22 protein-coding genes and 1 pseudogene are annotated in these 24,132 nt (G+C 41.9%); 16 read left to right on the forward strand and 7 right to left on the reverse strand.

Annotated features, from left to right (window positions below):
• The first annotated feature begins 72 nt into the window (after positions 1-72).
• Complete coding sequence (locus AABK37_RS23120) at positions 73-1,056, forward strand: DUF6263 family protein (protein WP_432553877.1); 984 nt, start codon at positions 73-75, stop codon at positions 1,054-1,056.
• 86 nt (positions 1,057-1,142) lie between these two features.
• Here AABK37_RS23120 and AABK37_RS23125 read toward each other — a convergent pair whose 3' ends face one another.
• Positions 1,143-2,207: an alpha/beta hydrolase family protein gene (locus AABK37_RS23125; protein WP_432553878.1), complete on the reverse strand. Its 1,065-nt coding sequence runs from the start codon at positions 2,205-2,207 to the stop codon at positions 1,143-1,145.
• A 147-nt stretch (positions 2,208-2,354) separates the two neighbouring features.
• Here AABK37_RS23125 and AABK37_RS23130 point away from each other — a divergent pair, with 147 nt between their 5' ends.
• Both AABK37_RS23130 and AABK37_RS23135 read left to right on the forward strand, forming a co-directional pair.
• A complete protein-coding gene (locus AABK37_RS23130; RefSeq protein ID WP_432553879.1) occupies positions 2,355-2,600 on the forward strand; it encodes a Uma2 family endonuclease in 246 nt (81 codons plus the stop codon).
• Between the two features lie 112 nt (positions 2,601-2,712).
• Positions 2,713-3,093 carry a calcium-binding protein CcbP gene (locus AABK37_RS23135; protein WP_039748594.1) on the forward strand — a complete coding sequence of 127 codons (381 nt, stop codon included), beginning with the start codon at positions 2,713-2,715 and terminating at the stop codon, positions 3,091-3,093.
• Between the two features lie 96 nt (positions 3,094-3,189).
• Here the strand turns inward: AABK37_RS23135 and AABK37_RS23140 are convergent, their stop codons facing one another.
• Entirely contained in the window at positions 3,190-3,747 is a 558-nt protein-coding gene (locus AABK37_RS23140) for a sugar O-acetyltransferase (RefSeq protein ID WP_432553880.1), read from the reverse strand.
• Between the two features lie 136 nt (positions 3,748-3,883).
• Between AABK37_RS23140 and AABK37_RS23145 the strand changes: the two genes are divergently transcribed.
• The 3 genes from AABK37_RS23145 to AABK37_RS23155 are packed head-to-tail and all read left to right on the forward strand — an operon-like array spanning position 3,884 to position 4,530.
• On the forward strand, positions 3,884-4,150 hold the full coding sequence (locus tag AABK37_RS23145; protein ID WP_432553881.1) for a hypothetical protein: 267 nt from the start codon (positions 3,884-3,886) through the stop codon (positions 4,148-4,150).
• Positions 4,134-4,298, forward strand: coding sequence for a hypothetical protein (locus AABK37_RS23150; protein ID WP_432553882.1), 165 nt, complete (start codon positions 4,134-4,136; stop codon positions 4,296-4,298). The genes AABK37_RS23145 and AABK37_RS23150 overlap by 17 nt, the downstream gene beginning before the upstream one ends.
• A gap of 28 nt (positions 4,299-4,326) precedes the next feature.
• Positions 4,327-4,530 carry a hypothetical protein gene (locus AABK37_RS23155; protein ID WP_432553883.1) on the forward strand — a complete coding sequence of 68 codons (204 nt, stop codon included), beginning with the start codon at positions 4,327-4,329 and terminating at the stop codon, positions 4,528-4,530.
• Here AABK37_RS23155 and AABK37_RS23160 read toward each other — a convergent pair whose 3' ends face one another.
• Entirely contained in the window at positions 4,531-5,829 is a 1,299-nt protein-coding gene (locus tag AABK37_RS23160; protein ID WP_432553894.1) for a diguanylate cyclase domain-containing protein, read from the reverse strand. It abuts the gene before it with no gap.
• Positions 5,830-6,335: 506 nt separating this feature from the next.
• Between AABK37_RS23160 and AABK37_RS23165 the strand changes: the two genes are divergently transcribed.
• Complete coding sequence (locus AABK37_RS23165; protein ID WP_432553884.1) at positions 6,336-6,557, forward strand: hypothetical protein; 222 nt, start codon at positions 6,336-6,338, stop codon at positions 6,555-6,557.
• On the opposite strand, the gene folB is transcribed toward AABK37_RS23165, so the two are convergent.
• Positions 6,532-6,903, reverse strand: a complete 372-nt coding sequence (folB, locus tag AABK37_RS23170) for a dihydroneopterin aldolase (protein ID WP_432553885.1) — start codon at positions 6,901-6,903, stop codon at positions 6,532-6,534. The two genes, AABK37_RS23165 and folB, sit on opposite strands and share 26 nt — an antisense overlap.
• A gap of 243 nt (positions 6,904-7,146) precedes the next feature.
• On the opposite strand from folB, the gene menD reads away from it, so the two are divergent.
• Positions 7,147-9,090, forward strand: coding sequence for a 2-succinyl-5-enolpyruvyl-6-hydroxy-3-cyclohexene-1-carboxylic-acid synthase (gene menD / locus AABK37_RS23175; protein ID WP_432553895.1), 1,944 nt, complete (start codon positions 7,147-7,149; stop codon positions 9,088-9,090).
• Positions 9,091-9,098: 8 nt separating this feature from the next.
• Here the strand turns inward: menD and AABK37_RS23180 are convergent, their stop codons facing one another.
• Positions 9,099-10,316, reverse strand: coding sequence for a M20 family metallopeptidase (locus AABK37_RS23180; protein WP_432553886.1), 1,218 nt, complete (start codon positions 10,314-10,316; stop codon positions 9,099-9,101).
• 431 nt (positions 10,317-10,747) lie between these two features.
• Between AABK37_RS23180 and AABK37_RS23185 the strand changes: the two genes are divergently transcribed.
• A complete protein-coding gene (locus AABK37_RS23185; RefSeq protein WP_432553887.1) occupies positions 10,748-11,800 on the forward strand; it encodes a CHAT domain-containing protein in 1,053 nt (350 codons plus the stop codon).
• Between the two features lie 80 nt (positions 11,801-11,880).
• A complete protein-coding gene (locus tag AABK37_RS23190) occupies positions 11,881-14,028 on the forward strand; it encodes an NACHT domain-containing protein (protein ID WP_432553888.1) in 2,148 nt (715 codons plus the stop codon).
• Positions 14,029-14,108: 80 nt separating this feature from the next.
• Here AABK37_RS23190 and bioD read toward each other — a convergent pair whose 3' ends face one another.
• Entirely contained in the window at positions 14,109-14,786 is a 678-nt protein-coding gene (gene bioD / locus AABK37_RS23195) for a dethiobiotin synthase (protein ID WP_432553889.1), read from the reverse strand.
• 165 nt (positions 14,787-14,951) lie between these two features.
• On the reverse strand, positions 14,952-16,679 hold the full coding sequence (locus AABK37_RS23200) for a protein kinase domain-containing protein (RefSeq protein WP_432553896.1): 1,728 nt from the start codon (positions 16,677-16,679) through the stop codon (positions 14,952-14,954).
• A 733-nt stretch (positions 16,680-17,412) separates the two neighbouring features.
• Between AABK37_RS23200 and AABK37_RS23205 the strand changes: the two genes are divergently transcribed.
• From AABK37_RS23205 to mtnA, 6 genes and pseudogenes are all read left to right on the forward strand, one after another.
• On the forward strand, positions 17,413-18,429 hold the full coding sequence (locus AABK37_RS23205; protein WP_432553890.1) for a ribose-phosphate pyrophosphokinase: 1,017 nt from the start codon (positions 17,413-17,415) through the stop codon (positions 18,427-18,429).
• 263 nt (positions 18,430-18,692) lie between these two features.
• The gene (locus AABK37_RS23210) at positions 18,693-19,343 is read left to right on the forward strand and encodes an S-layer homology domain-containing protein (RefSeq protein ID WP_432553897.1); all 651 of its coding nucleotides are present in this window, start codon (positions 18,693-18,695) and stop codon (positions 19,341-19,343) included.
• A gap of 65 nt (positions 19,344-19,408) precedes the next feature.
• Positions 19,409-19,561 carry a hypothetical protein gene (locus AABK37_RS23215; protein ID WP_432553891.1) on the forward strand — a complete coding sequence of 51 codons (153 nt, stop codon included), beginning with the start codon at positions 19,409-19,411 and terminating at the stop codon, positions 19,559-19,561.
• 1 nt (position 19,562) lies between these two features.
• Entirely contained in the window at positions 19,563-21,473 is a 1,911-nt protein-coding gene (gene dxs / locus AABK37_RS23220; protein WP_432553892.1) for a 1-deoxy-D-xylulose-5-phosphate synthase, read from the forward strand.
• 279 nt (positions 21,474-21,752) lie between these two features.
• Positions 21,753-22,781, forward strand: a pseudogene (locus AABK37_RS23225) (DUF2167 domain-containing protein).
• 101 nt (positions 22,782-22,882) lie between these two features.
• On the forward strand, positions 22,883-23,941 hold the full coding sequence (gene mtnA / locus AABK37_RS23230) for an S-methyl-5-thioribose-1-phosphate isomerase (RefSeq protein ID WP_432553893.1): 1,059 nt from the start codon (positions 22,883-22,885) through the stop codon (positions 23,939-23,941).
• The last annotated feature ends 191 nt before the right edge of the window (positions 23,942-24,132 follow it).

Genomic DNA, 24,132 nt, shown 5'->3' on the forward strand with positions numbered 1-24,132 from the left:
ATATTATTAATAACAATTTATTACCGAAAGATGTTGCTATAACAAAAAGATATTCATATATTGGTGTAACCAATGAAAAAAAGTTTATTTGTTGGTGGAATTGTGTTTATGATTGCAGGAGTAGGATTAAAACCTACAATCGCACCAGTTGAAGCGGAAACACTATTAATAACACAAAAAAAAGTAAATCCGACATCAAACGTTACTCAATCAGGCAAATCTCAAGTAGAATTAATTTCCCCAGGTGCTGAACCCAGACAAGAATTACGTTTTAAACCGACAGTAGGTAACAAAGAAACAGCAAATATGACTATGAGTACAGACATAAATATGCTTGTAGATGGTAAAGCTGCACCTGCGTTAAAAATACCAACAACCGCAATCACGCTAAATACTGTAGTCAGTAAGGTAGAGCCTAATGGAGATGTCAACTATGAGTTTTCTTACTCGGATGTAGACTTGATAGGCAAGTCAACTTTCCCACCAGAAGTATTAAATAATATGCGATCGCAAATCAAAAAGCTGAAGGGACTTAAGGGTTCTGTCATTATTGATAATCGCGGTTATACCAAAAAAGCTAACTTTGTCATACCTCAAGATTTAGATCCAAGCTTGAAACAAATAATAAATCAAATGTCAAGTTCTATAGAGCAATTATCCTCACCAGTACCTCAAGAAGCGGTGGGTATAGGAGCTAAATGGCGTACTATTTCTGAAGTAAATTTAGGTGGAATAAAGCTCAAACAAATAGCTATAAACGAGTTGGTGGAAATCAAAGATGGTATTGCTAGCCTCAATATCAGTATAGAACAACAAGCACCCAAGGCAACAAACTTGAATTTACCACAAACACCAAAAGGAATTAATATAACTCTTAGATCGTATAATGGCAACGGTCAGGGACAAGCATTAATAAATCTCAATAAATTAATGCCAATCAGTTCAAAATTATCTATACAATCCCAGACACAGATGAGCCTAAAATCTACTGGTTCTGTGGAAGAAACAACGATGAATCAAGACACATCTATACAGATAAATATCGAGTCAAAATGACAACAAGAGCGATCGCCAGCCCATTGTTAAGATTTGAAAGTGCGATCGCCTTTCTTCCAACCAATTCCTTGATACCTTCATTTTGATCAGGTGTTGTATGTCCAGCGTTTATTTTTTTTCTTCATTCCCAACAGGATACTCCACGCACCTAACACCATCAAACTTAATGCCGAAGATGATTCGGGAATAGATTTAGTTTGACTAATTACTGTCACTTTTGGATCGACATTACCTGTGGAATAAATATAATCAAAAGCACCTTTATCATCAAGAACACTTGCACGCAAAAACAATCCACTCCAGCGGGCTATAGTTTCTACTGCTACATTTTGCTCGATTGTCGGGTTATTAGGGTCTGGTACTGCACCTAAAGGATTATTGGTATTTGTAATGCCAAAATGGTTTGCACCGATAATGCTAATTAACGCCTTAGGAGCGTCTTTAATATTATCATAAGTTGCTTGCGCTCTAAAAGGAAGCGCTCTGCCATCAAGAGTTCCCTGCAACAAAGCAATGGGAATTCCGGAGTTGTTAATGGGGATAAATTCATCATTTATGTCGCGAAGACTTGTACCAAAAAATGCCCCGGCTATCAGTTCTTTCGGTCGTTCAAATGAACCTTGACATCCAGCATTTACAAGGCAAAGATTGGCAATAGCAGAAAGACCAACAAAACCTCCTAAAGAGTGACCGAGTAAGCCGAGTTTTTGTGTATTGATAACGCCACTTACAGGTGAATTAGGATTTGAGTTTTCTGCAAGCATTTGTGTCAAAACAGCGTTTATTTGTGAGGTTTGAGGTGCAAGTGCTTTACCAAATTGTCCAAGCAAACGTTCGTTATTAGGTACAACTACAATAAATCCGTAACTAGCTACTATACTGGCGTAATTTGAGTAATTTGATTTATCTACAAGCGCACCTTGCAAAAAAAGCGCTACAGGAAACGAGTATTTACCAGTTCTCAAATCTTTTGGATTAGGAAAGTAGATATCGGCTAAGTTATTATTCGCAGAGATTGTTGTAGTGTAACTAGCCACATCATTAAATAAAGGTGCATCATTGAATGTTGCCGCAGTCGCAGTTTTCTCTGTACCCCAAACAATCAATGTCACACCTACAGAAACTACGGAAAATGCTTTTAAGCTAGCCACAATAATTAGTTTTTAAACCTTAGTACATTGGTAAAATAAACTGCAAAACGGTTTTTCACATCTACCATAAGTTGTATTAGCTGAAAAAATTGCTGATTCTAGCCAATTTTTTATGAACCGATGATAAGACAAAAGCAAAATCTTAACTTGACACAAGATCCACCACTTGATTTAGTAATTGAGGTAGACTACACCAGTTCTTCTGTTGATAGAATGCCAATTTATCAGGCTTTGGGTATACCGGAAGTTTGGCGTTATAACGAACCTGTAATGCAGATTTACCAACTGCGCGAGAATGTTTATGTTGAATGTGATGTTTCGCCAACTTTTGCAAATTTACCTTTAACTACAGAAATTCCTCGATTTATACAAGAAAGTCTGAATATTGGGTAAATTGCGATGATTCGCTCATTCCGTAGTTGGGTGAGACAGCAGATAGGGAATTGACAAGCGATCGCTCTCTAGTACCATATTCTATAGTCCAACCATTTTGATCGGGTGTTCTATGCCGAGCGTTGAAAAAGACCAAAGCCGCGAGGATCGCATTGAAACTGAGATAATTGCCGATGCCGAAGACAAAGAAGAACGAGCGATGGGTTGGTACTATTATCTTGACGATACTTTAAACGTTCCATTTAACGCGAAGTGGAAGAAGAAGACACGCAAATCAGCCACCGTGGAAGAAAAAACAGTCGAAGTGCTGGGAATGGCACCAGAAGACGAGTGCGAGCGTGATATGCTGTTAGAAGTGGTTTACGTTGGTGGTAAAGATGAAGATGTGTTTACTGCCAAGCTATCGGAAATAGAAGCGATTGATGCTGATAGCGAAACCACAGAAGCGATCGCTGATTGGCACTATTGGCTAGCTAGAGGATACAAATTTTAAATTGGGCAATGGGCAATGGGCATTGGGAATTGGGAATTGGTAATTATTTTATTTTTCATTACCCATTACCCATTACCCATTACCCATTACCCATTTTTAAACATGCCGAATAATACGGCAGGGATTACCCGCAGCTACGACATTTTCTGGTATATCTTTTACAACCACACTACCAGCACCAATGGTAGTATTATCACCTATTGTCACTCCCGGACAAATAATTGCACTACCACCAATCCAGACATTATTGCCAATTTTAATTGGGGCAGCAAGTTCTCTACCAGAAAGACGAATTTCTGGTTCTGTAGGATGGTAAGCTGTGTAAATTTGCACGTAAGGAGCGCATAAAACATTATCGCCAATGTGGACTGTATTACAGTCTAAAATTACACAGTTATAGTTCATAGAAAAATTGTTGCCTGCATAAATATTACTGCCATAATCGCAGTGAAATGGCGGCACAATTTGAATTTTCTCCCCCACTTTACCAAACAATTCTTGCAAGATTTTGCTTCGCTGTTCTGGCTGTTCTTCTGTTGTTGAGTTGTACTGTCTTAACAGACGACATGCGCGTTTATTTTCGCTAGCTAATTCTGGATCTGTCGCTAAATATAACTCACCTGCGAGCATTTTCTGTTTTTCGGTTTTTTCCATCACCAAAATTTCTAGTTTGTTTTTAACATAATAACAAGATCCCCGACTTATTAAAGAAGTCGGGGATCTGGGTCTTGCAATTCTCAAAATTAATGTAAATTTATGAAAGATACTTATATATAATTTGCACTCACTTATGCCTTTTCGGATTTTGAGCTTGGATGGTGGAGGAATTCGCTCCTTGGTTGCAGCACTCGTTGCGATCGCTGCGATTGAAATAGCATACTTTCCATTTGCACAGGCGATTCTTCGTCGGATTATTCCATTTGAAAAGGCGCAAAATTGGGGTACAATCCAATGGGCACAGCCGCTCGTTGGTTTATTATTAGATGCCTCATCAGATGTTTACGAATACATCAGCAATCAAATAATGAATAATCGTCTGCGTGCGGTTGCAATTTAAACTTGATAGATTAACAGGCAAACGCTTAAGCGATGATATTGATGATGTCAGTTTAGAGAATATCACTAATTTCATTGAAGCGGCAGATGCTTACATTCAGCAACCAAAAATACAAGCGGCTTTGCAAGAATTTTTACGGATTAGTTAGGAGTTAAAAGTCAGGAGTTAGTGGGAGCGTGGGAGCGTGGGAGCGTGGGAGCGTGGGAGCGTGGTTAGTAGTAGTTAGTCGGTATTCTTTAACCACTATCAACTATCAACCATCAACCATCAACTATCAACTATCAACCAACCACCATCAACTATCAACCATCAACCATCAACTATCAACCAACCACCATCAACCATCAACCATCAACTATCAACTATCAACTATCAACTAACTAACGAGTCATAGCTTCATCAAATATACTATAACGAGCCTTACCTTGGTGCTTGGCGCGGTACATGGCAATATCAGCATCTCGTAGCAGACTTTCTGGATCGTTATGCTTGCTGCCACTCAAAGCTATGCCAATACTGGCTGTACAAATTATGTCATATCCATTAAGGTTAAGTGGCAATGCTAAAGACTCATGAATGCGTTTGGCAATATTGATAGCACCGCTAACGTCTTTAATTTCTTCTAAAAGAATAGCAAACTCATCACCGCCAAATCGAGCGACAGTATCACCACTACGCAAGCATTCAGCTAATCGTCGAGCGATCGCTACTAAGAAATTATCTCCCATCAAGTGCCCAAAGCGATCGTTAATTGCTTTAAAGCCGTCTAAATCCAAAAACAAAACCGCAAAATCGTAATCGTTGCGTCGCTTACTTCGTTCAATTGCTTGTCTCAGTCTATCTGTAAATAAAATGCGATTTGGTAGTGCTGTTAGCCCATCATAAAATGCATCGCGGAGCAGTTGCGCTTCTTTGTGCTTGCGTTTACTGATGTCTTGACAAACTAAAACCGCACCAGTTATTTTCCCATCATCATCGCGGATGGGTGCAACACTATCTCCAATCGCTATTTGTCTGCCATCTTTCGCAATCAGGGTACAGTTTTCCGGTAAACTCAAAACCGCATCCGCTTTTATTGCAAGTTTTGCTAAATTTTCAATTGGTTCGTTCATCTCCTTGTCAATCAAATTGAAAACTTCGGTTAAATCTTTACCAATTGCTTCATTTTGCTTGAATCCCGTTAGCTTTTCTGCTACAGGATTCATAATTTGGACACAACCATTTGTATCTGTAACAATTACGGCACAGCCCATACTACTAATAATTGCAGTCAATTGCTGATGTTTTTCCTCTAATTTCTTTTCAATCTCGTGCTTATAAAGAGTCATTTCTACCGCAACATGTAAGTCTCTTTCTGCAATTGGTTTGAGAATGTAACTAAAGGGTTCAGTTAATTGCTGTTTATGTAATGTAGGCTTTTGCGAAGACTCAGTAAAATATAATACAGGTACGTCGAAATTATTCTGAATGATGTCTGCCACTTGCACTCCATTGATTTTTCCTGACAAGCAGATATCAATTAACACTAAATGTGGATGAGTTTCTGCTACCTTTTTTATTGCTTCCTCACCAGAATCAGTGATATCCGGAACAGTGTATCCTAAGTTTTGTAATCTGTTTCTAATATCTACGGCTAGGACTTTTTCGTCCTCAACAACTAGGATTTTCGGACTGTCCATGCTAAAATAACCGATTTGCGAAGGCTCAGATGTTGTCGGTGTCAACGCAATCTGAAACAGAATAATCCTATAATAATCAATCTCTAAACTAACTGCGTCATACCTTAATAAAAAAGCTGAATAATTATTACCCTCATTTTTGTTACTATGCGGATTCTCAGTATTTGGTATTAATTGGATGTTCACATGCAGTTAATATCAAGTTATTTATGCGTGGGATAAATTGCCCTCAAATTACTAAAATAGGACTTACGCACCCACTAAAGTCTTGTAGGGGCAATTCATGAATTGCCCCTACATAAATTCAAAGTTTTGACGACATGAGTGCATAAGTCCTATAAAAGTTAAAGGCAGTTTTTGATATCTAAGTAACTATTTGATGAAAAATGAACTAATGCTTTGCGGTATTTACGTATGCAGAGAAAAAATAATTTAAAAGTTAATAAAACCACAAAGAAGGGGGAAAGGGGAAAGGGGAAAGGGGAAAGGGGAAAGAATTATTACCAATGCCCAATGCCCAATGCCCAATGCCCAATTCCCCATGCCCCATGCCCAATACCCAATGCCCAATGCCCAATGCCCAATGCCCAATGCCCAATGCCCAATGCCCAATTCCCAATGCCCCATGCCCAATGCCCAATGCCCAATGCCCAATTCCCAATGCCCAATTCCCAATGCCCAATGCCCAATTGCCCGATCGCTTTAAAATGGGTTGGACTTACTTCTAGTCAGTTCAATGGTAATTTTGCCGCCAAAGTCGGGAATGGGTGCAGCGGGTTTGCTTAAAGTGACTTGCACAGTTGAGACGCGATCGCATTCAATAAGAATAGAATCAGCGATCGTCGCTACTAAACGTTCTATCAAAGCAAACTTAGATGTCTTTACTAGATGTTGCACTTTGGCGATGACACTGCGATAATCCACAGTGTCTTCAATCGCGTCAGTTTTAGCTGCTGTGGAGATATCCAGCCATAACTTCACATCCACCTCAAACCATTGTCCTAGTATTTGTTCTTCAGCCAGATAGCCAGTATAGCCATAGCAGCGAATTCCCGTTAAATGAATCGAGTCCATGAAAGTTCAGTCTAAAAGCGAATTTTGCATTCTGGATTTTAAAGTGAATTCTCGCATACAAAATCTAAAATTAATATTATCTTTATTAGCGACTAGAAACTAGAAACTAGGGACTAGGGACTAGGGACTAGCGACTGGGGACTAGGGGACTACGGGACAAGGAAGAATTTATCCAATGCCCAATGCCCAATGCCCAATGCCCAATGCCCAATGTCCATTCCCCATTCCCCTTTATTTAAATTAATGCCGATCGCCTTTAACAATACTAATCAACTTTGGGCTTTTATCTTGGCGGAAACGCTTTTGCGCTTAGGATTGACTTGTGCGGTAATTTGTCCTGGTTCGCGTTCCACACCTTTAGCCCTCGCCTTTGCCAAAGCTTCATATAATATTGAAGCGATTTCCATTCTCGATGAACGTTCCGCTGCTTTTTTCGCTTTGGGAGTAGCCAAAGCAACCAAACGTCCTGTAGTATTGATTTGCAGTTCGGGAACCGCAGGAGCAAACTTTTACCCAGCAGTCATTGAAGCTAGAGAAAGTCGCGTCCCTTTGTTGATATTAACTGCTGATAGACCGCAAGAATTGCGAGATTGCCACTCCGGACAAACCATAGACCAATTAAAGCTATATGGAAATTACCCAAACTGGCAAACAGAGTTAGCTTTACCATCACCAGATATGCAAATGCGCTGCTTTCTGCGACAAACGGTAATTCATGCATGGGAGCGATCGCTCTACCCTGTCCCAGGTCCAGTACATCTAAATGTACCCTTTCGCGACCCCCTCGCACCAATTCCCGATGCAAATATACAACTAGAAATTGACCCAGAAGAATTCTTTTCTGCAATAACAACTTTTTCCCCCACTTTCTACTCCCCAATCCCCCCTTCGGGGTTCGCCAGTCGCTCATGGGGGAGACCCCCAAGACCGCGCTGGCTCACCATTCCCCAAGAATGGTTACAATCTCAACGAGGGATAATAATTGCCGGCGTTGCGAGCGTGCAGCAGCCAAAAGAATATTGTAGTGCGATCGCGCAACTTTCCCAAACCTTAAAATTCCCGGTTCTCGCAGAGGGACTCTCACCTGTAAGAAATTATGCCGACCTCAACCCCTATTTAATATCTACCTATGACCTAATTTTGCGTTTGCAGCAGCTTTCCCAACAGCTTGCACCAGAAATAGTAATTCAAATCGGGGAACTTCCCACCAGTAAACAACTGCGTACCTGGCTAAATACTACACAACCCAAACGCTGGATAATTGACCCTAGCGACCAAAACCTTGACCCCCTCCACGGAAAGACAATTCACCTACGAGTATCGATTGAACAGCTAGCGCAGGGAGTGGAGGACAGGGGGAGAGGGGGAGTGGGGGAGAGGGAGACAAGGAGACAAGGGGACAGGGAGACAAGGAGACAAGGAGACAAGGAGAATAATTCTTCTTTCTCCCCCTCCCCCCCTCTCCCCTTCCCCCCCTCCCCCCCTCTCCCCATCCCCCCCTCTCCCTATCTTCAACTTTGGTGTGATGCGGAAGCGCAAGTTAGGTCAAATGTTGACCAAACTATGGCGACAATGAATGAGTTAGTCGAAAGCAAAGCTGCTTGGTTGCTTTCACAAATGCTACCAGCGAGAACGCCGTTATTTATCGCCAATAGTATGCCGGTTCGTGATGTAGAATTTTTCTGGAAGCCGAATAATTTAGGAGTGCGATCGCATTTTAATCGAGGTGCGAATGGTATAGATGGTACATTATCCACTGCTTTAGGAATCGCCCATCGCCATCAAAGCAGTGTTATGTTAACTGGAGATTTATCTTTATTGCACGATACGAATGGCTTTTTAATTAGAAATAAGTTTGTTGGACATCTAACCATCGTGTTAATTAATAACAATGGCGGTGGAATTTTTGAAATGTTACCCATCGCTCAATTTGACCCGCCATTTGAAGAATTTTTTGCCACTCCGCAAGATATTGATTTTGCTCAATTGTGCGCCACTTATGGAGTAGAGCATGAATTGATTACTTCTTGGGAGAAGTTGCAACAAAACTTAAACCCGCTACCAAGTAAGGGAATTCGGGTTTTGGAATTGCGAACAAATCGGAAAACGGATGCGAAGTGGCGTCAGGAAAATTTACCTAAGTTTGCGACCGTAGTAAGCGCTTCAGCGCTTAAGGAAAAGCGCTAAAGCGCTTACTACGATAGGAATTTTTCGACGCAGCGGACGAAGATTTCTACACCCATTGGTAAAGCGGTTTCGTCAAAATCAAAGCGGGGATGATGATGCGGATATGCTAAGTCTTTGGCAGGGTTTGCAGAACCGAGGAAGAAATAACAACCGGGAACGGCTTGTAAGAAGTATGACATATCTTCGCCGCCCATTGTTTGACATTCTGGGACAACTCCCAGAGGAGTTTCTATCACTTGTTCGGCTTGCGATCGCACAAATTCTGCCATCCCTGCATCGTTGATAGTTGGTGGGTAAAGTTCCCAGTATTCTAAGTCATAACTCGCACCATGACTCTGACAAATTCCGCCGATAATCTGCTCAATTCGCTTTTGGAAAAAGCCTTTTAAATCAGGTTTAAAATAACGTATCGTCCCACTCATTCTTGCTGTATCGGGAATAATATTCAGCTTGGTTCCCGCGTGAAGTTCTCCGACTGTCACCACCGCCGAATCTATTGGATCGACGTTGCGTGAGACAATAGTTTGTAAAGCGTTAACTATTTGGGCAGCAACTACGATAGAATCAATCGTTTGATGAGGCATTGCCCCGTGTCCACCTTTGCCCAAAATCGTGCATTTAAAGCATTCTACCGCTGCCATTAATGCTCCAGCGCGGACACCGACAGTTCCCAAAGGCAAATTATTCCACAAATGCAAACCGATAATTGCATCCACATCAGGGTTTTTCAGTACCCCAGCTTCAATCATCGGCTTTGCACCTCCGGGTCCTTCTTCCGCTGGTTGAAAGATGATTTTGACAGTGCCGCCGAAGTTTTGGCGATTTGATTGCAGATAGTAAGCTGTACCTAAAGCGATCGCTGTATGTCCATCATGACCGCAAGCGTGCATTACACCATCATGTTGTGATTTATATGGCACTTCGTTGAGTTCTTGAATCGGCAAAGCGTCCATATCTGCCCGAATTGCCAACACTTTCCCACTATCAATTTTACCACCTTTGATTGTTGCTACAATTCCAGTTTGGGCAATTCCCGTTTCATGCTCAATTCCCCATTCTTGCAACTTATGTGAAACAAACTCAGCAGTGAGTTTTTCTTGAAAACCTAACTCTGGTTGTTGATGCAGTCGGCGTCGCCATTCTACAAGTTGAGGTTGTAGCGATCTAATATCCAAGCGGACGCGAGATAGATTTACATTTTGAGCGTTAGGGAATGTGGAAATCATTGTTTAAACAGGTTAATTTAAAACGGCTAACTGATGTTATTTTCCTAGTTTACAGGACTTACACAAAAACTCTCTGCAACTCTTATTCCTTCTCCTTCGGAGACGCCAAGGGCGAACGTGTCCTTCGTGCCTTCTCCTTCGGAGACGGCAAAGCCGAACGCGGTTCGTTATTCCGTGACTCGTGCGTAAGTATTTGTAGGGTGCGTTACGCTATCGCTAACGCACCCTACGTATATTTCAACTTCTACGTATATTTTCACTTCGCTTGCATCCATAAACAGGTAAATGCTTCAAGTTAAACCTGTGTACTATATTAAGTACAAGCTCATTTGTGTAACTCAAACTGATTGGAACAGCTTGAGGTTCAAAAAAACTCAACATAGATATAGAATCAGTACATTTTATTGTAGATTCTGTCTTCATCCAAAAGTATGAAAAAAATTCTAATTTTATCAGCTAATCCGAGAAACACAGATTGGCTACGTTTAGATGAGGAAATTCGGGAAATAAAAACAGCGTTGAGACGTTCCAAATATCGAGATAATTTTGAAGTTATTACTGAGGGGGCTGTTCGGATTGATGATTTGCGTCGTGCTTTGTTAGATTGCGAACCACAGATACTGCATTTCTCCGGACATGGAACAGCAAATAATAACATAGTTGTCAAAAATAACTCCAGGCAATTACAACAGCGCGAAGCTTACCGTTTGAATTCACCTTCAGGAGGTATAGCTTTAGAGAATAACTCTGGGGAAATGCAATTAGTAAGTACAAAATCACTAACAGACTTATTTAAGAATTTTCAAAACACAATTGAATGTGTGCTACTCAATGCCTGCTATTCAGAAGTCCAGGCTGAAGAAATTCATAAACATATTTATTGCGTTATTGGCATGGAGCGTTCTATACGAGATGATGCAGCAATTAAATTTGCCCAAGGGTTTTATGATGTGATTGGTGCTGGGAGAAACTATGAGGATGCTTTTCAACTAGGCTCTAATAATATTGATCTAAATGGCATTCCGCAGTCTTTAATTACCACCATCAAAATTAACAAAGATATAGGCATTAGACTTTTTAATAATAAAAGAATTTCCCAAGATAAGGAAGAAAAATATAATATGGCTGATCAACGCACTATCAACATAAAAAGCGGTAACTACAACGAGCGCATTGAAGGCAATTATGTACAAGGTAATTATTATGCTAATAGTGAAAAGCAAAGCCTTACTGAAGTTGCTGCTGACATTCAAAAACTACTTGAACAACTAGACAAATTTTATCCTACTGATACCACCTTGGGTAAAATGCAAATAGCTGCCGAAACTATTAAGAGTATTGAAAATAATTTTTCTTTAAAAGAGAGGATACTTAGTGTATTGAAAGCAAGTAGTGTGGAGGCTTTTGGACAATTACTCAATCATCCAGCAGCTAGCTTTGTCATTGCTGCTTTGGAAGATTGGCAGAAAACTAAGGGTAATTAAGCCTTAATACATTCTATTTTTTCTGTAAAATTTACTCCTCTGCTTTTCTTGTTATTTAATAACTTCACGCTGGTTATATTATGACAACAAATCAAGGGCCTGAAAACCGCAGTATTAATATAAGAAGCGGCAATTATAATGAGTCAATTGAGGGTGATTATATCCAAGGTGACTTCATTCAGGGAAGCGTCATTTATATAAATAAAAGTCTTTTTCAGATATCTGATTTCCTAGGTCGTCGCACATTTGATGTTGCAAAACCTACTACTCAGGAAGAGTATAAACAACGTAAGGTTTTGCTCAATAAAGTTAAAAATTATTGGATTGAAGGTGTCTTAGAAAAGTCATTGCATACCAGAGTGATGATTGAATTAAGTCTGGAAGAGCGATTAGACGCAGTAGAACATCTTGGTATTGACGAGTTGCCTGATAAATCTGGACAAGCACTACCCAAGGCAGTAGGGGTAACAGATGTCTTCACTCAGATGGGAGAGGGACGAACTCTTCTGATATTAGGAGAACCTGGAGCGGGTAAAACCACAACCCTCCTGACACTGACAAAGCATTTGATAACTCGTACTCAAGAGGACTTAAGCCGACCGATTCCAGTCGTATTTAATTTATCCTCTTGGGCAAGTAAGCGGCAAAATATTGCTGATTGGCTTGTTCAAGAATTGAATAGGCAATATAAAGTTTCCAAATCCCTAGCTAAACTTTGGATTAAAGAGCAACAACTGCTACTGACGCTGGATGGTCTGGATGAGGTGAAGTCTGAGTATCGGGAAGACTGTGTTCAAGCGTTAAATGAATTCATGCAAAAGCATGGGCAAACCGAGATAATCGTGTGTAGCCGCATCCAAGATTATAAAGCTCTCTCTACTCGTCTGCAACTACAAGGTGCAATCTGCGTCCAATCATTGACCGATGAGCAGATTAAGCAATATCTAAACAGTGCTGGCAATCAATTAGAAGCCTTGAGAACACTACTTGAAAAAGATACTGCACTGCAAGAGTTAGCCAAATCTCCCCTGACTCTCAGCGTCATGACCCTGGCATATGAGGGCAAATTAGTTGAAGACTTACCCCAAACAAACTCGATAGAAGAACACCGTCGGCATCTGTTTAATACTTATATTGAAACGATGTTTAGCCGCAAGCAAGCTAAACAGAAATACCCGAAAGAACAAGCAATGCGCTGGCTAATTTGGCTAGCAAAGCGTTTGTCTCAAACCTCTCAGACGATGTTTTTAATCGAAGGATTGCAGCCTACTTGGTTCCAGACTAAGACTCAAAAAATACTTTATAGGATTGGAAGTTTTCTGATTGGGGGGCTACTTGGGGGACTGATTGGTGGGTTAATCGGATTGCTAGATCAAAGTAAGTCTTTTCAACTTAGTTTGCTAATTGGTGTACCTATTGGCGGACTGAGTTTATTATCGCAGATGACAGAAATCAAAACAGTTGAAACCCTGAAATTGTGGTCTTGGCAAGAAGCAAGGAAGCTTCTGATGAATGGGCTAGTTGTTACACTACCTCTGGGGCTGATTCTGGGGCTGCTTAATGGAAAGAATTTAGAATTGAAGCTGTTTTTGGGGGTGGTTTATTGGCTAATTGCTGCACTGATTTTAGGGCTGCCTGGTGGGTTGAGAGGTCCAGAAATAGAGAGAAAAACAAGTCCCAATCAGGGTATTTCAAACTCAGGCAGGAATGCTGTGATTATTGGATTAATTAGTGGATTAATTGGCATATTAATCGGACAATTAATCGGTAAACGAAATTTGGTACTTTTGGGGCTGGACTTTGGGCTAATTTTTGGGCTAATTTTTGGGGGTGGTAAAGCCTGCATCCAACATTTTACCTTACGCTTTATTCTTTACAGTAAAGGTTATATCCCCAGGAACTATGCCCACTTTCTTGACTATGGCACTGAACGCATCTTTTTACAAAAAGTTGGGGGTGGTTACATTTTTGTTCATCGAATGCTGCTCGAACATTTTGCCCAGATGGCGTCAGTATCTGTTCAATCAACGACCGTACCAAATCTTCAGTTTATTGACAGGAATAACGCACCAAGTGAACCTGATTTAACTAATGTTGGTAATAGCGCTTCTCAGCCTCAAACTCTAGTTAAAAATCATATTGTATGTACCAATTGTGGTAATAATAATCCGCCTAATTTCAAATTCTGCTCCAAGTGTGGGACACCATTGATTAAACCATCTATCTAAGGTATCGGACTGACAAGTAACCTAACCAAATTAAACATAAAACGATTGTAGGGTGCGTTACGAGCAGATAATTAAACTTCTCAAATAGTTAAAGTTTCCAAATCTAAATTTGATATTACTTGTGCCATTTTCTCTAAATCAGATGTATTTTCTAAGTAAGGCACGCAACCTAAAACAGGCGTATTAGTCAATGATTGAATTAATTGTGGTGGTGTCCAGTCAGCGATTTGGGCTTCAGTTCGCGGTTCGACGCAGTTGAGGACAATACCAACTAAATGCACGCGGGATTGTCTAGCTAATGCTACATTCGCTACAGCTTGGGCGATCGCTCCCAATTTCACTGGTACTATCAATACCGTCGGCAAACGCCATTCCCCTGCTAAATCTGCTACCGTCAACTCATCAGTGATGGGTGAACCTAATCCGCCCAAAGCTTCTATTAAAACAATATCATGACGCGATCGCACTTTTTCCAAAGTTTGCCACACCAACCCTAAATCTACTTCTCGATTTTCTTTTGCTGCGGCAATAGGTGGCGCCAGAGGTGCTTGAAAATACAAAGGTGTAATTTCTGACGCAGATTGATCTAAAGAAAACAGCTTTTGATAAAGTTCGCGATCGCCTTCACCCGATTGAATCGGTTTCATAATTCCCAAACGTCGCTGCGGATAATATATTTGCCAATAAGCTGCTAACGCTGTTGTGAAAACAGTTTTACCAGCCTCCGTATCCGTTCCCGTAATTAGTAATGTATTCATTGACAATTATTAATTCTTAGCACTGAATTTACCCTATTTACTTTATTCAACTGAAATGGTATATGGTAATCCTAAATCATTCCCTAAACTCTCCCCTTCCTCCTCCTCTGTGTTCTCTGCGTCTCTGCGGTTAGTTAATCAATTTTTTTCTAATATCACATATTATTAATTGCGATTAGGAATAGGTGTTTGCTCAACAGGCGGATTATTATTTTCTTCTTGAGGAGATGTAGACGGAAACTCCGGCGGCTGTAAAGGAGGAAGTGTAGGCGAATTGTTAACAGGTGGTGCTGGAAATGTTGGCGCGAGTGTTGGCGTGATTGTCGGCGTCGGTGTAGACTCTGGTGTAGGCGTAAAAGTCGGTTCTAATGTTGGCGTGATTGTCGGTGTCGGTTCTAAATTTTCTAACCCGGCATTAAGAACATAATTGCTTTCAGGTACTTCTGGTGCTGTTAACTGAATAATATATCTGCCACTTTCAGGCAATATTCCCTCATAGGATGTAACTTGCTGTGCCGAATTATCTATTGCTTGTCGATTGGGAGATAAAACTGTTAGCAAAACATTCTTACTTTCTGGGGATAGCGATGCAATTAATTTTGAACCTTTCCTGCCAAAAAAGCTGTATTCAACTATTTCATTTGCTTTGATAGTACCATCAAGATTGAGTTGATTTGGAGTGACAAAAGTTAAGCGTTTCTTAGTGACAATAGGCTCAACATTGGTAGGTGTGGGTGTAGGTGTAAATGTCGGTGTCGGTGTAGCATTACCTGTAATAACTGGCGAAGGAAAAGTTTGTGGCGGCGTTTCTGGTGCTAATGTTTTTGGTTGACTGCGGATAGAACTGACTATTGCCCAAGAACCGACTCCTGCTAAGATAATTACGGCACTGCCAATTGCACCCAGCGCCAAGGGATTATCTAAAATAGAATTGCTGGGCGGATCGGGAATTACCGGATCTAATCTTTTAGGTGCGACAGGTGGGATTGGATCTGGACGACCACCGACAGCGACTGTTTGCATGTTGGACAAAGGTGGGTTTGCCTGATTTGGTTGCCCCAAAACTTGTAAAGCTTGGGTGAGATCGGCGACACTATGAAAGCGATCGCTTGGTGAATGACTCAACATCCGATTTAATATTTGAGCAAATCGCGGATCGACTTTCACCAACTTTTGCCAATTCCAAGTTAGTTGATTTTCATCAAATAATTCTTGCGGTTCTTTACCCGTCAGCAAAACTAGCACTGTGACTGCAAGCGCATACAAATCACTACTGGGGTAAGCCCTTCCTGTTTGCATTTGCTCGCTCGGCGCGTAGCCTAATTTTCCCACAGTCGTGACAGGCGTTGACGCATTTAAAGATTGTAATTTAGTTGCCAGTTCTTTCACCACCCCAAAGTCAATTAAAACAGGTAGGCGATCGCTTTCTCGCAAAATAATATTTTCCGGTGAAATATCTCGGTGAATAATTCCTCGTCCGTGAATATGCTCTAACACTGGCAACAAAGAACGCATCAACTGCAAAACTTCCGCTTCCGTGAAACTTTGACCAACAGCCTTGCGATCGTCTAGGATTGCGCGATAAGTCTTACCAGCAACGTAATCTTGCACCAAAAACAAGCGCTGGTCTTCTTCAAATCTTTCTCTAAATTGTGGGATTTGCGGATGTTGAATTTGGTATAAAATTGCTGCTTCTCGTGCAAAGAGTTCTTGTGCTTTCTCCCAAGCCCCAGTTCCAGTAGCCGTGGGAATTAATTCTTTGATCGCACAAAGTTCATTAAATCGCCTTTGGTCTTCTGCCAAATAAGTTCTGCCAAATCCCCCCTGACCGAGAATTTGAGTTATGCGATAGCGGTTTTGTAGGACAGTACCAACAGTAATGGGTGGTTGCATCATCGATTAATTGGGTAATGGGGCATTGGGCATTGGGCATTGGGCATGGGTAATGGGTAATGGGTAATGGGGTAATGGGGTAATAGGTAATGGGGAATAATTCTTTTTCCAGTTCCTAGTCCCTAGTCCCTAGTCCCTAGTCCCTAGTTCCTCATCCTTTTACCTTTATTTGTCACTTTCTACGGTAGCGTTTTGTGCAAAAAGGTGCTGGTCATAAGGAAGTGAAAATTCCTCAGCCTTTCGCCAGATATTAGCTTGTCAAGAGTTATAACTTAAAGTGGTGTGAGATGTGTAATTAGATTTAAAAGCTTAAATTAAATCTGCCATTTTATAAATTTGCCGCTAGTATCATAGAATATTCAATTGCCACGAGTGATTTTTATTCACAGGTGTTTCTACTTAACGAGTGCCTGCTTTGATATCACTTAACCTGTGAATCCTTGGCGCTCAGTTATAAATAAGGTGGGTAGAGGAAAATGCTCTACCGAACCAACCTCGAAGGAGTTGGTTTTTTTTTACCTCAAGCAAAAACATCTAAATAATGCATCTAGTTGAAAAACTTAATGTCAGTTAAGCTGTCTATGGTTGATTTGCCAGAACGTCTTTGAAAATGACAACGCGATCGCTTTATGGAGGAATATTGAGACTTTTTATGAAAGCTTCAAAAAAACTTACAAATGTTTTCTCTGACTATCTCGGTTAAATCTGCTAAATATCTGATGATAAGATTGCCATGAATGCACATAGAGGATCTGCTGTGCTCAGTTCTGCAAGTTTAAAAGTGCAGCCAGCTGCAACTGGACTGACTGAAAATCATCGCCTGCGGCTGTTCTCTGGTTCTGCCAACGTACCGCTGTCTCAGGAAGTTGCTCGTTATTTGGGCATGGACTTGGGACCAATGATTCGCAAAAGATTTGCGGATGGAGAACTTTACGTTCAAATTCAAGAATCGATTCGCGGTTGTGATGTTTATTTAATTCAGCCATCGTGTCAACCGGTCAACGACCACTTAATGGAATTGCTGATTATGATTGATGCCTGTCGTCGCGCCTCTGCGCGGCAGGTAACGGCAGTAATTCCTTACTATGGCTACGCCCGCGCCGATCGCAAAACCGCAGGACGAGAGTCAATCACCGCCAAGCTGGTTGCTAACCTAATTACCCAAGCTGGTGCAAACCGAGTTTTGGCAATGGATTTGCACTCAGCACAAATTCAGGGCTATTTCGATATACCCTTTGACCATGTTTATGGTTCGCCAGTGCTGCTAGATTATCTGGCAAGTAAGAAACTGCCTGACTTAGTAGTAGTTTCGCCGGATGTTGGCGGTGTAGCGCGGGCAAGGGCATTTGCCAAAAAGCTGGATGATGCCCCCTTAGCAATTATTGACAAACGCCGTCAAGCTCACAATGTCGCTGAAGTGATGAATGTCATCGGCGATGTTAAGGGCAAAACGGCGGTGTTGGTAGACGACATGATCGACACTGGCGGCACAATTGCAGCTGGGGCGCAGTTATTGCGTGAAGAAGGGGCGCGTCAGGTTTATGCTTGTGCAACTCATGCGGTGTTCTCTCCACCTGCAATTGAGCGGCTATCCAGTGGTGTGTTTGAGGAAGTGATCGTTACAAATACGATTCCCATTCCGAATAGCGATCGCTTTGAACAACTCGTCGTCCTTTCAGTGGCTAATCTGCTCGGAGAAACCATCTGGAGAATTCACGAAGATAGCTCTGTAAGTAGTATGTTTCGTTAGCCTTTGAAAGACTGTCATCCCCGTTACAGTCCGGCAAAATAACAGAGTAGGTAAAAGTAAAAATCTATTACCTTTTACCTTTCCCCTTTCCCCTTCCCCCTTCCCCCTTCCCCTTTCCCCTTTCCCCCTTCCCCCTTCCCCATTCCCCTTTTCTTAGCAAGCGGGTTGGCAACATCGCCAAGCATCAATTCGTCACCAGATAAGTTAATCACAATTGATGTTAACCAAAGTACCGCATTTGCATTATAAAAATGGTTAAAATCATGCATCAGCTACTAAGTATTATTACGATAGTAGCAATACAATATTTTCCGCAGCGTGTTAACGCGCAACCTGCTATACCATCGGATTCGATTCAGCAGGTAGTTGCAGCAAAGTTAATGACAAACTATCCTGATGGCAACTTTTATACAGAAAGGTTAATCAGTCGTGCCGAATTAGCTTCAATTATGGTAAAAGCATTTCGACTGGATAAAAGACAGGCTATTAGTAAAGAGAATTTAGTAGTTCCCGATGTAACGCCGTCAAATCCAGCATTTAATGATATTCAAATAGTCTTAAAAACTGAGATTATGAAAGGCTATCGGGGAAATATGTTTTTCCCTAACCAAAAAGTGACAAGGGCAGAAGCTTTAGCGATTTTTGCCCAAGCTTATGGAGTATTTCAGTTTCCCGACGATACAGTAAATGAAATTCTTGCTTCGCATCCAGACGCGCAGACAATTCCAGATTGGGCAAGAAAAGCGATCGCCACAGTCATTAGTGAAGGATTCGTCAACACAGACACACAAGGTAATATAGCCCCATTAAAACCCATGACACGCGGAGATATGGCATACGTCTTGAGTAAATATTTGCAAAGACAACAGCCACAACCCGAAACACCAGAAGCACCACCAGCGCCGAATAGATGACAGTGGGTAATGGGGAATGGGGCATGGGGCATAGGGCATCGGGCATGGGGCATAGGGCATAGGGCATGGGGCATGGGGAATGGGTAATTCCTCCCTCATCTCCCTCATCTCCCTCATCTCCCCCACTCCCCCCCTCCCCCCTTTCACATTCTCCTCTCAAGTGGCAACATCAGCGTGGGAAAATAATAATACGATCAGTAGAGAGGAAAACCTATTAGTATGCACCTGAGTGAAATTACCCATCCCAATCAGTTACACGGCTTATCGATTAGGCAGTTGCAGCAAATTGCCCGTCAAATTCGGGATAAGCATCTGCAAACCGTAGCCGCAACTGGGGGACATCTGGGACCGGGGTTAGGTGTTGTAGAGTTAACCCTAGGGCTTTATCAGACACTAGATTTAGATTGTGATAAAGTCATTTGGGATGTCGGACACCAAGCTTATCCCCATAAACTAATTACAGGGCGTTACGATAATTTCCACACCTTGCGGCAAAAAGATGGAATTGCCGGTTATCTCAAGCGCGGTGAAAGTAAGTTTGACCACTTTGGCGCGGGACATGCTTCAACCAGTATCTCAGCGGCATTGGGTATGGCTTTAGCGCGAGATATGAAAGGCGAAAAATTTAAAGTTGTCGCCATTATCGGTGATGGTGCGCTAACTGGCGGTATGGCGTTAGAATGCATCAATCATGCTGGACACTTGCCCAAAACTAACTTGTTAGTTGTCCTCAACGACAACGAAATGTCAATTTCTCCCAACGTTGGGGCGATTCCTCGTTACCTCAACAAAATGCGTCTCAGTCCGCCGGTACAATTTATTAAAGATAACTTTGAGGAACAAGTCAAGCAAATTCCCTTTGTCGGCGAATCTCTTTCACCGGAATTAGAACGCATCAAAGAAGGAATGAAGCGGTTAGCCGTTCCCAAAGTCGGCGCAGTCTTTGAAGAACTCGGCTTTACCTACATCGGACCTGTAGACGGGCATAATTTAGAAGAATTAATCGCCACCTTTGAACAGGCACATAAGATGACCGGACCAGTTTTGGTGCATGTAGCCACCACAAAAGGCAAAGGTTATGAAATTGCCGAACTAGACAAAGTAGGCTACCATGCCCAAAATCCGTTTAATGTGACAACTGGCAAAGCCGTTCCTTCCAGCAAACCCAAACCCCCGGCTTATGCTAAAGTCTTTGCCCACACCTTAGTGAAACTCGCCGAACAAAACCCGAAAATTGTCGGGATCACGGCAGCGATGGCTACGGGAACAGGTTTAGACAAACTTCAAGCAAAATTGCCCGATCAATATATTGATGTCGGTATTGCCGAACAACACGCCGTTACCATGTCAGCAGGACTCGCTGCTGAAGGTATACGCCCTGTGGTTGCCATTTATTCTACCTTTTTGCAACGCGCCTTCGACCAAATAATTCATGATGTCTGCATCCAAAACTTGCCCGTGTTCTTCTGTATGGATCGGGCGGGAATTGTCGGTGCTGATGGTCCGACGCACCAAGGTATGTATGATATCGCCTATCTGCGTTGCATTCCCAATATCGTGGTGATGGCACCCAAAGATGAAGCGGAATTGCAACAAATGGTGGTGACTGGGATTAATCATACCACTGGACCGATCGCTATGCGTACTCCTCGCGGTAATGGTTACGGCGTTCCCTTGATGGAAGAAGGCTGGGAACCTCTGGAAATCGGCAAAGGCGAAATTCTCCGCAATGGCGATGATGTGTTATTAGTAGGTTACGGCACAATGGTTTATCCAGCGATGCAAGTTGCCGAGATTCTCAACGAACACGGAATACAAGCCACTGTCATAAATGCTCGTTTTGTCAAGCCTCTGGATACAGAATTAATTTTACCTTTGGCGAAAAAAATCGGGCGCGTTGTCACTTTAGAAGAAGGCTGTCTCATGGGTGGTTTCGGTTCAGCTGTAGCAGAAGCGCTGTTAGATGCTGATATTGTGGTTCCCGTGAAGCGAATTGGTGTACCCGATATTTTGGTAGATCATGCCGAACCGAATGAATCTAAGGCAGAATTAGGTTTAACTAGTCCGCAAATGGCGGAAACGGTGATGCAAGCTTTCTTTAATAGTAAGCAACCGTCAGCTGTGAGTTAAAAAGCGATTCGGTAATAAATGGCACGTTTGTTAAGGCGGCTTTGAAATTTGTAGTCGGCGCAAAGAGCGCTGTTAGCGTAGCTTTACCGTAGGGTAGCGCTGACTACTTGGTAATAGGTAATAGTAAATGTACTTAGGAAGAACGCAAATACAATTACCTATTTGCAATTTGATTTGTAGGAATGAAAATTTCCGCAATTATTGCATCCCCCTTTGTAAAGCACATAGATTAACGTAAATCATCAGAATTCAGGTAATTTTTTACACAAGGGGAGCAATATGCGAATTCTTCAGCGAGTTATTTTGGCGATCGCATCGTTTATATTAGTAATTGGGTTATCGAATATTGCCCTAGGCGCTGATAATCTGGAATTGCTTGCCAGTCAGCTTAAATATGAAACAGGTAAAATCACATTGCAGTCCGGAGTCGCTACAGTAAATGTCCCTGCCGAGTTACGATATCTGAATTCTCAGCAAACGCAAATTGTCTTAGAAAAAATATGGGGAAATCCATCTGGCAATGGTACTTTGGGAATGCTAGTACCAGCTAAATTTAATCCTCTATCAAAGAATTCTTGGGGTGTTGTCATCACCTATCAAGAAGATGGCTATGTCAAAGATGATGAAGCTGAAAGCATCGACTACAGCAAACTGCTGAAAACAATGCAAGAAGCGACGAAAGAAAGAAACGAACAGCTAGTCAAACAAGGATATCCGGCAATTGAAATAGTTGGTTGGGCAAAACAACCTTTTTACGATAAAGTACATCATCAATTATATTGGGCGAAAGACTTAAAGGTTAGCGACAGCGACGAACACACCCTCAACTACAACATTCGCGTTTTGGAACGTAAAGGTGTGTTATAGCGTTTCTCGGTTTAATGAGGTACACCCGTAGGGGCACGGCAGTGCCGTGCCCCTACAACCCGCCATATAATTTTGTACCTCACCTGAGTGGGAATCGCTATAGTTTTAAATGCAGTTGCAGGTTTAGAACAACTCAATTTAATTGAGAAAGACAGTCCGAAAGTTCTTTCGAGTGTGGCATTTAATCCCGGCTATCGCTATGAAGATTTCAATCCGAATTCAGATAAAATTGCCAGCTACGGGATAGCAGCTTTAATTGGTGGTGGTGTCGCGGTAAAAACTGGTTTATTCAAAGGTATACTTTTAGCACTTCTTGCTGCCAAGAAATTTATCATAATTGCAGTAGTAGCAGTCATAGCTTTTATCCAGAAGATTTTCGGCAACCTTTTTGGCAGAAAAAGACAAAATAATTCAACTGGAAACGATAGTCAGCAGCAGTAGATTTTCGCTCTTTAACTATACTGTAATTACATACAAATATTGCCCACCGTACTACAAGTTGGTATTTTGTTGCGAGATACTACAATCTCTAATTTTTAACCATGAATCAGACGAATCAAGTTTACCCGGTTATTTGGCACAACGACTCGGTTTCACTCATTGACCAAACTCGCTTACCGAATGAGTATGCTGTTGTCGAAATTCACCGCAGCGAAGATATGGCACGGGCAATTAAAACTATGATAGTTCGAGGTGCGCCGGCGATTGGTGTTGCAGCAGCTTATGGGATGTATCTTGGTGCGAGGGAAATTGAGACAGATAACCGCGATGAGTTTTTCAACTCTTTGGAAAAAGTCGCTCAAATGTTGGCTTCTACTCGTCCAACTGCGGTAAATCTATTTTGGGCAATTTCCCGCATGAAGAAAGTTGCTTATAAAACTGTGGGAACTGTAGAAGATATCAAAAAAATTCTTCTGAAAACTGCCCAAATTATCAATGCGGAAGATTTGCAAACTTGTCAGGCGATCGGCGACAATGGTTTAAAAGTCTTACCCGATAGCCCAGAAAAGCTGACAATTCACACTCACTGCAACGCTGGAGCTTTAGCCACTGCTGGTTATGGTACAGCATTAGGTGTAGTGCGTTCCGCATGGCGTGAAGGACGTTTAGAGCGCGTATTTGCCGACGAAACCCGTCCCAGACTGCAAGGTGCAAAACTCACCGCTTGGGAATGTGTCCAAGAAGGCATTCCGGTTACGGTAATTACAGATAACATGGCGGCTCATTGCATGAAGCAGGGCTTGATTCATGCTGTAGTTGTGGGTGCTGACAGAATCGCCGCTAACGGGGATGCAGCTAACAAAATAGGTACGTATAGTTTAGCACTTGTGGCAAAGGCACATAATATTCCCTTCTTCGTTGCAGCACCACTTTCTACCGTTGATTTTGAATTACCTGATGGTAGCGAAATCCCGATTGAGGAACGCGATGCAAGCGAAATATATCAAGTTGGTAAAACTATCTTGACACCAACTGGGGCAGAATTTTATAACCCAGCTTTTGATGTGACTCCAGCAGAGTTAATTACAGCCATAATTACAGAACATGGTGCATTTGCTCCTGGGGAGTTACAAAAGTTTTCAGAGAAGCAAATGGTTTAAAGAGCTTATACCAATTTTACGTGAGGTTGCACATAACGCCCTCAGGCTGGAAGCCTGGGGCTATACGAACGAAGCCCACGCAGGTGGGCTACTCCCTTCCCGCTACAAGATTACCTATCTTCTTTCTCTTCTTCCTTTGTGTACTTCGTGTCTTTGTGAGTCCAGCCCCCGTCTTGGCGGTTTCCGTCACG

Source organism: Tolypothrix sp. VBCCA 56010, assembly GCF_050875635.1.
In the GTDB taxonomy this organism is placed as follows: Bacteria; Cyanobacteriota; Cyanobacteriia; order Cyanobacteriales; family Nostocaceae; genus Hassallia.